The 9,682-nt window shown below is 52.1% G+C and carries 11 protein-coding genes; 1 reads left to right on the forward strand and 10 read right to left on the reverse strand.

All coding sequences use genetic code 11. The annotated features are described in order from the left end of the window. Positions 1-394: IS3 family transposase (locus LZ11_RS11770; RefSeq protein ID WP_148868060.1), on the forward strand; the 394-nt coding region annotated here is incomplete at its 5' end. Positions 395-560: 166 nt separating this feature from the next. Here the strand turns inward: LZ11_RS11770 and LZ11_RS11775 are convergent. From LZ11_RS11775 to LZ11_RS11820, 10 genes are all read right to left on the reverse strand, one after another. Continuing rightward, complete coding sequence (locus tag LZ11_RS11775; RefSeq protein WP_148868061.1) at positions 561-1,298, reverse strand: 2Fe-2S iron-sulfur cluster-binding protein; 738 nt, start codon at positions 1,296-1,298, stop codon at positions 561-563. After that, positions 1,295-3,046, reverse strand: coding sequence for an NADH-ubiquinone oxidoreductase-F iron-sulfur binding region domain-containing protein (locus tag LZ11_RS11780; protein ID WP_425473439.1), 1,752 nt, complete (start codon positions 3,044-3,046; stop codon positions 1,295-1,297). The genes LZ11_RS11775 and LZ11_RS11780 overlap by 4 nt, the downstream gene beginning before the upstream one ends. Before the next feature lie 55 nt (positions 3,047-3,101). Beyond that, a complete protein-coding gene (gene nuoE / locus LZ11_RS11785; RefSeq protein ID WP_148868063.1) occupies positions 3,102-3,602 on the reverse strand; it encodes an NADH-quinone oxidoreductase subunit NuoE in 501 nt (166 codons plus the stop codon). A gap of 33 nt (positions 3,603-3,635) precedes the next feature. Then, positions 3,636-3,938: a ubiquitin-like small modifier protein 1 gene (locus LZ11_RS11790; RefSeq protein ID WP_148868064.1), complete on the reverse strand. Its 303-nt coding sequence runs from the start codon at positions 3,936-3,938 to the stop codon at positions 3,636-3,638. A 46-nt stretch (positions 3,939-3,984) separates the two neighbouring features. After that, positions 3,985-5,790, reverse strand: coding sequence for an aldehyde ferredoxin oxidoreductase family protein (locus tag LZ11_RS11795; RefSeq protein WP_187695086.1), 1,806 nt, complete (start codon positions 5,788-5,790; stop codon positions 3,985-3,987). After that, complete coding sequence (locus LZ11_RS11800; RefSeq protein WP_222927266.1) at positions 5,790-6,254, reverse strand: 4Fe-4S dicluster domain-containing protein; 465 nt, start codon at positions 6,252-6,254, stop codon at positions 5,790-5,792. Before LZ11_RS11800 ends, LZ11_RS11795 begins: the two co-directional genes overlap by 1 nt. A 274-nt stretch (positions 6,255-6,528) precedes the next feature. Further along, complete coding sequence (locus LZ11_RS11805) at positions 6,529-7,086, reverse strand: Fe-S-containing hydro-lyase (protein WP_148868067.1); 558 nt, start codon at positions 7,084-7,086, stop codon at positions 6,529-6,531. 12 nt (positions 7,087-7,098) lie between these two features. After that, on the reverse strand, positions 7,099-7,944 hold the full coding sequence (locus tag LZ11_RS11810; RefSeq protein WP_148868068.1) for a fumarate hydratase: 846 nt from the start codon (positions 7,942-7,944) through the stop codon (positions 7,099-7,101). A gap of 47 nt (positions 7,945-7,991) precedes the next feature. Then, the gene (locus LZ11_RS11815; protein WP_148868069.1) at positions 7,992-9,215 is read right to left on the reverse strand and encodes an NAD(P)-dependent malic enzyme; all 1,224 of its coding nucleotides are present in this window, start codon (positions 9,213-9,215) and stop codon (positions 7,992-7,994) included. A 115-nt stretch (positions 9,216-9,330) separates the two neighbouring features. After that, positions 9,331-9,682: sodium ion-translocating decarboxylase subunit beta (locus LZ11_RS11820; RefSeq protein ID WP_148868070.1), on the reverse strand; the 352-nt coding region annotated here is incomplete at its 5' end.

The following is a 9,682-nucleotide window of genomic DNA, read 5'->3' on the forward strand; positions in this document are numbered from 1 at the left end:
TTCAAACAACAATGCACTTGTGTTTGAGACTTTTGATTTGGCAGTTGCTAGCCATCCTGATGCAAAACCCATCTTCCATAGTGACCGTGGCTTCCAATATACCAATAAAACCTTTAAGGCAAAACTGGATAAGGCAGGAATGACCCAGAGTATGTCTAGGGTAGGCCGCTGCATAGATAATGGCCCTATGGAGGGATTCTGGGGAATTCTGAAATCGGAGATGTATTACTTACATAAGTTTGATGACTATGATAGCTTGAAAAAAGCGATTGAGGAATACATAGATTACTACAATACAAGGAGATATCAGAAACGTTTAAAATGCATGACGCCAATTGAGTATCGCAACTATCTTGCTGGTATGCAGCATAAAGAAAGCACCAACCATTTTTGATTGGTGCTTTGAATAGATTTTATATTATTTCCACTGTCTACTTGACAGGGGGCAGTTCAACCAGGAGGGGCTTTTTAGTTTTTGGCAGCAGTTTTTCCAAAACGCTCCGCAAGGCCGAATTCGAGCGGTTGCAGAGGCAGATAGCTTTTATTCGCCCGGGGTCGGCTTATAATAAGTGTATAAGTTTCTCCGCCGTCGATTTTTGCCTGCACCTGTCGCAGAGCGGTTCTTTCATATCAATACCGTGCTTATTCTTTATATATTCGTACTGCTGGCGGGTGATAAAGTACCTGCCGCAGCCCGCGCATTTTAAAAGTTCGAAGGCCCTGTTCCATATGACACGCTTACCTTCAAATTCCTGCACCTCGATGGCACCGGTGGGGCAGACGTAGGCGCAGGAAGCGCAGCCTATGCAGTCCTCCGGAGGCTCTTCGAAAGGAGGAGCAACTTTTTTTGTGGTCCCTCTGTTTACGGTGGATATAGCGCTTAAGCCTATCTCCTCGCAGGCCCTGACGCACAGGCCGCAAAGGATGCATTTTTCCTTTTCATCGACCTTAAACCGGGTCTCTTCCGGGATACCATATTCTTCTCTCAACTTCTTTATGAATTCGCCGCTAGGAGCTCTGGCGGCCAGAAGCCTCACTATATTCCGGCGCATTCTATAAATCCTTTCGGAGTTGGTGGTCACTTCGATCTCTCCGGTGATGGGGTAAAGACAGGACACAACTACCTTTTTCTTCCCCGCTTCAGCAACCTCCACTATGCATAACCTGCAGCTCCCCTGGCCCGGCAGTGCACCGGAATGGCATAATGTAGGTATGTGTATGCCGTTTCTCCTGGCCACGTCCAGGATATATTCGCCATATCCGGCTTCACACTCTTTCCCGTCTATGATAACTCTCATTCCGACCGCCCCCCAATAACTTCTACTGCATTAAACCTGCAAACTTCCCTGCAGGTACCGCAAACTATGCAACTCGAAACATCTATGATATGGGGAGCCCCGGGCTTTCCCGATATGGCTCCCGCCGGGCACTTTTTGGCGCAAAGCCCGCATCCCCTGCAGAGATCAGTATTAATCCGGTATGAAGTGAGTTTCCTGCATACACCGGCAGGGCACCTCTTATCCCTTATATGGGCCAGGTATTCGCTTTCAAAGTACTTTATAGTGGTCAGCACAGGGTTAGGCGCGGTCTTGCCCAGGCCGCAAAGGGACGCTTCTTTTACGGTTTCCGAAAGCTCCAGCAGAAGTTCCAGGTCACCCTCCTGACCCCTCCCCGCGCATATGTCCTCCAGTATCTCCAGCATCCGCCTTATCCCTTCACGGCAGGGCGTGCATTTGCCACAGGACTCTTCGGAGAGGAACTTCAGGTAGTACCGGGCTACTTCCACCATACAGGTGGTCTCGTCCATGACGATCATACCGCCGGACCCCATCATGGAACCTGCCCTGTCGAGGGAGTCGAAGTCCACGGGGAGGTCCAGCAGAGCTTCGGGGATACACCCGCCCGAGGGCCCTCCGGTCTGGACGGCTTTGAACTTACCGTTCCCCGTTATACCTCCCCCGATGTCGAAAATAATTTCCCTCAGGGTTATACCCATGGGTACTTCTATCAGTCCCGTGTTTTTGACTTTCCCCACCAGGGAGAATACCTTGGTACCCTTACTCCTATCCGTCCCTATGGCGGCAAACCAGTCGGCTCCTCGATCTATGATAACCGGCACGTTGGCCCAGGTTTCCACGTTATTCAGCACCGTCGGCTGGCCCCACAGCCCTTTTTCCGTGGAGCGGATGTACTTTACCCTGGGTTCTCCCACCCTGCCTTCAATAGAAGCCATTAGAGCTGTAGATTCTCCGCACACGAAAGCCCCGCCGCCCCTCACCACTTCCACGTCGAAGTTAAAACCGCTGCCCATTATGCCCCGACCCAAAAATCCCCTGGAGTAGGCGTCCTCTATGGCCTTCGACACGTTACGGACGGCCAGGGAATACTCATCCCTTATGTATATAAATCCCTTCTTGGAACCGACAGCATAAGCGCCTATAATCATGCCTTCGATTACGCTGTGAGGGTCTCCCTCCATTATGCTCCTGTCCATAAAGGCCCCGGGGTCACCTTCATCACCGTTGCACACGACATATTTAGGGAAGCTGTTCACTCTTTTGCACTGCCTCCACTTGTACCCGGTGGGGAACCCCGCACCGCCCCGTCCCCTAAGGCCCGACCGCTCGATTTCGGATATAACCAGTTCGGGGGACATCTCAAATAAGGCCTTTTTCAGGGCATTGTACCCGCCCCTCTCGATATAATCATCTATGCTGGCCGGGTCTATCTGGCCTATATTCCGAAGGGCTATCTTGAGCTGCCTCCTGTAAAATTCGCTTTCCTTGTGAGACCTGACCCGCCTCCCCGTCGAAGTGTCCAGGTAGAGGAGCCTCTCTATCACCTCACCTCTTAAAATAGTTTTTTCAAAGATCTCGTCCACGTCGGATACCCTGACCCTGCAGTAAAAAATGTCATCGGGCAGGATGTTGACTATAGGGCCTTTTTCACAGAGGCCGTTGCAGCCGGTGGTCTTCAGCACGGGACGAACCGCAAACCCAGGCCCCAAAGCTTCGACCCTTTTTTTAAGCTCTTTATATATCTCCATGCTGTTGTTGGCCAGGCACCCGGTACCGCAGCACACCAGTACCGTTTTGCCGGAATTATTTGGTGTCCCAGTCACCGCGTATTCCCCCATATCCTGCCAGAATTTCTTTTACCATGGCCGGTTTCAGGTTACCGTAATATTTGTCGTTGATTACCATCACGGGAGCCAGAGCACAGGACCCGACGCAATTCACCGTTTCCAGAGAAAACCTCCCGTCTTTCGTTACCTCCCCGGGCGATACGGAAAGCAGCTTTCTGATTTCATCTATAAGGTCCATGGAACCCCTGATATGGCAGGCGGTACCATCGCATACTTTAATTACATACGTTCCCTTCGGTTTTAGGCTCAAAGCCTTGTAGAAGGTGGCCATGCTGTAGAGGCTGCTCAAAGGTATTCCCAAATAATCCCGGACTTCGTTCAGTGCTTCCCTGGGCAGATAGTTGTAAGTTTTCTGAATATCCTGCAGGATGGCGAGCAGGAACCTGCGCTCCCTCGGATATCTATCAAGGATAGACTTTACTTGTGAAAGGTCTTCCCCCCGTTTTTCCTGTATCATAAGCTCACCTTCCTTTTAAAATAAAAAGCCGTTTTACCGGCCGCCGGCAACGACCGGAAAAAGGCTTATTTCATCATCCTCCTTTAATTCGGTGTCCAGGTTTTCCAGGTGCAATATATTCATGCCGTTTACGAGCACAATTACCCTGCCGCTGAGATTTTCTCCATCGAAAACTTCCCTGGCGAATTTTTTTCCGAAAATCCCGCAGAGTTCCTTAAGTAGCTGCCTCACGGTACGACAATGCCCGACCTCAATTTCTTTCACACCGGTGTAATCCCTCAGATAAGCAAATAATTTCACTTTCATGGCAATTACCTCGATGGATTTAATTTGCAACCAGCAGGTCCCCGGAGATAGCGGGGCCTGCTGGTTATTTATTCATCTATTTTATACCCAGCTCCCTCAGCTTATCGCCGGTGGGTAACCCGTCCTCATCCCAACCCCTTAGCTGGTAGTATTCTTTGAGCATCACGTCCAGTTCGACCACCTTGCCTTTACCCGGGCCGGCCTTCAGCGGCTCGTTTAAAAGTCTGGGAGGCAGGGTATCGTCAGCTTTTGTGAATCCGGCACCTATGTTGAACATCCTCTCCAGATTCCATATCCTCTCGCCTATTTTCAGCACTTCTTCATCGGAATAGTCCCAGCCGATGGCTGCCTTCAGCATGGCCGAGATTTCGGGAAGTCCGATAGCAAAGGTGGTGAAAAGGCATATTCCCGCCGAGTCCACAACCGCCGTCAAATCCTGGAAGGTCTTGAGCCACTTCGCCTTGTCGGTGGTCACCAGGGGGTCCAGCTTTACGGGTACACCCAGGATTTCGGGGGATGTCATGTAGCCCCTCACGTGGCAGCCGCCGCGGTTTGAAGTGGCGTACTCCAGACCCATGCCCTGGACTCCCCGGGCGTCGTAGGCGGGCATCTCCTGCTTTTTGACCGACATCGAAAGCTCGGGATGCCCGTAGGCGGAGGCCAGCCTGTAGGAACCTTCAGCCAGCCTGTCGCCGAAGCCCTCCCTCAGGCCCGTCATCCTGGTCAATTCCACGATGGCATCGGCACTGCCGAAGGGAGTTTCCATCCCGATTTCTTCTTTGGTGATTATCCCCTTTTCATACATCTCCATTGTACACGCAATAGTGCACCCCATGGTTATGGGGTCCAGGCCAAGTTCATTGCAGATGAAGTTGGCTTTGCATACGGCCGCCAGGTCCCGTACGCCGCAGTTGGCACCCAAAGCCCATCCAGCTTCATACTCGGGACCTTCGCCAAAGCCCTTGTACTTGCCTTCAGGGACCCTGGTAACCCTGCCGCAACCTATGGAACAGCCGAAGCATCCTTTATTCCTGACCAGATATTTTTCCCTTAAGGCCTCACCGCTGATTTCCTCGGCATATTCGAAGTATCCGCCATCCCTCCAGTTTCTGGTGGGTAGGGCTGCTACCTGGTTAAGCACGTTGATGAGGATTTCCGTTCCGTACGTTGGAAGGCCCGTGCCCGTCACCGGATGTTCCTTCAGCTTTTTCCGGGCTTCGGTGCATACTTCATAGAAAACTTCTGGGTCCGCTACTTCGACGGAGCGAGTTCCCCTCACCACGACCGCCTTCAGGTTTTTCGAGCCCATCACGGCTCCCATGCCTGAGCGGCCGGCGGCCCTGTGCTTGTCGTTCATAACAGTGGCAAAGAGCACCATCTTTTCACCGGCGGGCCCAATACAGGCGACCCTGGCGTCTTCAGCGGTCTCCTTCAGAAGTTCGTCGGTAGTCTCAAAGGTATTCTTGCCCCACAGGCGCTCGGCCGGCCTGAGTTCCACGCTGTTGTCATTTATCCACAGGTATACCGGCTTTTCCGCCCTGCCTTCGAATATTATGCCGTCATACCCGGCAAACTTCAGCTCCGGACCGAAATGTCCCCCCGAGTTGGCCGCACCTATGGTGCCCGTAAGGGGGGCTTTTGCCACAACCTCGTACCTGCCGGGGCATGCGGCCATAGTACCGGTAAGCGGGCCTGTCATGAAAATCAGCTTGTTCTCCGGACTTAACGGATTAATACCCGGATCTATCTCATCCATTATTATTTTGGTGCCCAGGCCGCGGCCTCCCAGGTAGAGATGGGCATCCCTGAGGTTCAGGCTCTCTTTTTTAATGCTGCCATCGGTGAGGTTTACCCGAATTATCGTACCCGTCCACCCGAACATTATTCATTCACCTCCCCGAACAGTTCTTTAAATTTACTAGCAATAGCCTTTTTCTTAGCGATGACGTTAGGCGAGGGCTCTTTAAACTCAATGGCGCCCGAAGGGCAGAATTCCGCGCACTTTGGTTCACCGCCGCAAAGGTCGCATTTTGCAATCCCGCCCTCCACTGAACTATAGGTGATGTTTCCAAGGGGGCATGCGCTGATGCACAGCTTACACCCGATGCATTCGTCCCGGTCCACGGCAACCACTCCGTCTCCCGTCCTGGTGATGGCCGAGGTGGGACATACCTTCATGCATAAGGGTTCCTCGCACTGCATGCACATCATGGGTACGGAAACAGCTGCTTCGTCGAAGGAGAACACAGAAACCCTGGAAATCTTGGGGTTAAAAGCCCGGATTTTACCGAAAGAACACACCACCTCGCAGGTCCTGCAGCCTATACACTTTTCCGGGGACAGCATAAGCACCCTGCTCATGACGTTTCTGGCCGTCAGGCTCTCCTGACGCCAGGCAACACCTCCTTAACTTCATGTTTTACAGTTGCTTAACGTTACGTTGTAACGTCAGTTCTTTCTTAATACATACAACTATTTGCAATATTGAATAATTTTCTAACATATTATATGGTGAAATCCTGCATCATTCTATATTTATATTTATATATAATTTTCCTATAAAAATATGTCTGCTATGGCTTTTTGCTAACAACAAAAAAGCAGGCGATGCCGCCTGCTTTCAACCGCGCCTGTATTTGGGAGGTTCAGTTTCGTATAAATTATTTCCCTCCGAATCGATTATCACGATCGCCGGAAAATTTTCCACGTAAAAGCGGTGGATGGCTTCCGTGCCCAGGTCCTCGAAGGCCACCACCTCGACTTTTTTTATGCTGCGCGCTATCAGGGCCGCAGCTCCGCCCACGGCGCCGAAGTAAACGGCGCCGTACTTCTTCATGGCCTCTATCACTTCCCTGGACCGGGTGCCCTTCCCAATCATGCCCTTTAGTCCTTTCTCCAGCAGCGGTATCGTGTAGGAATCCATCCTGCCGCTGGTGGTGGGTCCTGCGGGTCCCGCCGCATAGCCTGGCTTTGCAGGGGCCGGCCCAACGTAATAAATTATCTGGCCGTTCAAATCCACCGGCAGCCCCCTGCCCTTTTGTATCAACTCTACCAGTCTCTTGTGAGCCGCATCCCTGCCGGTATAGATCACCCCGCTTATAAGTACACGGTCGCCTGCTTTCAACATCTTCAACTCTTCGGATGTCACAGGAGTATTTATTCTAATTGCGTCGTCCACTTTTCTTCCCCCTTAAATCGTGGCCTCTGCGTGGCGATAGGCATGGCAGCTTATATTTACAGCCACGGGCAGGCCCGCTATATGGGTTGGGAAATACTCTATATTCACCGCCAGCGCCGTCGTCCTCCCGCCGAGCCCCGCAGGCCCTATGCCCGATGAGTTTATCAGGTCGAGGATTTCACTTTCAAGCTTCGCATACCTTTCGTCCGGATGGCGCCGGTCCAGGGGCCTCGTCAGCGCTTTTTTAGCCAGCAGGGCGGCTTTTTCCATGGTGCCTCCAATCCCCACTCCTACTACTATGGGCGGGCAGGGATTCGGCCCTGCCTTAAGTACCGTCTCCACCACGAAATCCTTCACTCCCTTTACTCCTTCAGCGGGTGTAAACATCTTCACGGCGCTCATATTTTCGCTGCCGAATCCTTTAGGGACCGCGATGAGTTTTATTCTGTCACCTTTAACTATTTCTATGTGGATGACAGCCGGAGTATTATCGCCGGTATTTTTTCGGTCGAAGAGGGGGTCATTCACCACCGATCTTCTAAGGTAACCCTCTTCATAAGCTTCCCTTATTCCAGAATTTACAGCTTCATTGAAGTCGCCCCCGACTATGCGCACGTCCTGCCCCAGCTCCACGAAAAGCACGGCCATCCCGGTATCCTGGCAAATAGCTATCTTTTCTTCGGCCGCTATTTGGGCATTCCGGATGATCTGGTCCAGCACGGATTTCCCTATAGGCGACTCTTCTCTTTCCACAGCCTCTTTAAATTTGCCTAACAGGTCTTTGCCGGCAAAGTAATTGGTCTTGATAAAGAGATCTTTAACTATTTCCTTAATTAATTCGGCTTTAATCTCCCTCATTGAAAATTTCGCACCTCGCTAAAGCTTTTATCGCCGGTAAGGAAGTATTAACTTATTAAATTATCAAGCATCGATTTTCTCAATTGCTCCGCGTCAATGCCAATCCGGGCGACCCCCGAATTCATGGCGGCTTTCGCCACCTCGCAGGCTACGTGAGCCGGTACCCTCCTGTCTACGGCCGCAGGTATGCAATAATCGGGCGACAGTTCTTTAGGAGTCACCAGCGATGCAATGGCATGGGCGGCGGCCAGCTTCATCTCTTCGTTTATGTCCCTGGCCCTCACCTCCAGAGCTCCTCTGAAGATCCCGGGGAAGGCCAGCACGTTATTGATCTGGTTGGGAAAGTCGGACCTGCCCGTTCCCACCACCTTTGCCCCGCCGGCCCTGGCTTCGTCGGGGAATATCTCAGGAACAGGGTTGGCCATGGCGAAGACCACCGGATCTCTGGCCATACTTTTCACCATATCCCGCGTCACCACACCTGCGGCGGATACACCTATGAATACGTCGCTGCCCTTCATTGCCTTTGTCAAATCCCCTTTAATACCGCTCCTGTTGGTGATCTGGGCCAGCTCTTCCTTGCTCCAGTCCATGCCTTCCCGGCCACGGTAAATCGTGCCCTTCCTGTCGCATACCACCACATCGCCCACCCCGGCTTTCAAAAGCAGCTTCGCTACGGCCACACCCGCCGCCCCGGCTCCGTTGATCACCACCCGCACGTCAGCCATGCGTTTTCCCACGATCTTCAGGGCGTTGAGTACACCCGCCAGTACCACAACGGCGGTGCCGTGCTGGTCGTCGTGGAAGACCGGTATGTCCAGTTCCTCTTTAAGCCGCCTTTCGATCTCGAAACAGCGGGGTGCTGAAATATCTTCCAGGTTGATGCCGCCGAAGGTGGGGGCTATATATTTAACGGCATTCACGATCTCGTCCACATCCTGGGTGGCAAGGCATATGGGGAAGGCGTCGACTCCAGCAAAGGTTTTAAATAAAAGAGCTTTACCTTCCATTACGGGCATGCCTGCTTCTGGGCCGATATTTCCCAGTCCGAGAACGGCGGAACCATCGGTCACAACGGCCACCATGCGTCCCTTGCACGTATACCTGTAAACCAGTTCCGGATTCTGCTTTATCTCTTTACACGGTTCGGCGACCCCGGGGGTATAGGCCAGACTCAGGTCCTTAAAGTCCCTCAGGGGCACCTTCGGAACCACTTCGATCTTTCCGCGGTTTTCTTCATGGAGCCTCAGGGCTTCTTCTTTTATGTTCATGCCATACACCTCTCAGTTTGAAATATTTTGGCCTATATAAAAACATTTTATCATTTTTAGACCAGCAATTCTTGTATAATTAATGAAAGCCGCCCCAAAATGGAACGGCTTCCTATTAACCCCCGTACATCGAAAGCAGCACGCCAGCGGCGATGGCAGACCCTATGACGCCGGCTACGTTGGGACCCATGGCGTGCATCAGTATGAAGTTGCCGGGCATTTCTTCCTGGGCCACTTTCTGGGATACTCGGGCGGCCATGGGTACCGCCGACACTCCGGCAGAACCTATTAAGGGGTTTACCTTCCCGCCGGTCAAAAGATACATCAGCTTGCCGAAAAGCACTCCGCCCGCAGTGCCGAACGCAAAGGCTATCATCCCGAGAATTATTATTTCTATGGTCTGGATCCTGAGGAATTTATCGGCGCTGGCAGTGGCTCCCACGGTCAGGCCTATAAATATGGTTATT

Origin of the sequence: Thermosediminibacter litoriperuensis (genome assembly GCF_008124715.1) — a bacterium.
GTDB classification, from domain to species: Bacteria; Bacillota; Thermosediminibacteria; order Thermosediminibacterales; family Thermosediminibacteraceae; genus Thermosediminibacter; species Thermosediminibacter litoriperuensis.

Bases quoted from the DNA above. Each gene is read 5' to 3' on its own strand.
- LZ11_RS11780 (WP_425473439.1), bottom strand. From the start codon at position 3,046: ATGGAGATATATAAAGAGCTTAAAAAAAGGGTCGAAGCTTTGGGGCCT.
- LZ11_RS11795 (WP_187695086.1), bottom strand. From the start codon at position 5,790: ATGTTCGGGTGGACGGGTACGATAATTCGGGTAAACCTCACCGATGGC.
- LZ11_RS11815 (WP_148868069.1), bottom strand. From the start codon at position 9,215: ATGAACATAAAAGAAGAAGCCCTGAGGCTCCATGAAGAAAACCGCGGA.
- nuoE (WP_148868063.1), bottom strand. From the start codon at position 3,602: ATGATACAGGAAAAACGGGGGGAAGACCTTTCACAAGTAAAGTCTATC.
- LZ11_RS11800 (WP_222927266.1), bottom strand. From the start codon at position 6,254: ATGCTGTCCCCGGAAAAGTGTATAGGCTGCAGGACCTGCGAGGTGGTG.
- LZ11_RS11775 (WP_148868061.1), bottom strand. From the start codon at position 1,298: ATGAGAGTTATCATAGACGGGAAAGAGTGTGAAGCCGGATATGGCGAA.
- LZ11_RS11810 (WP_148868068.1), bottom strand. From the start codon at position 7,944: ATGAGGGAGATTAAAGCCGAATTAATTAAGGAAATAGTTAAAGATCTC.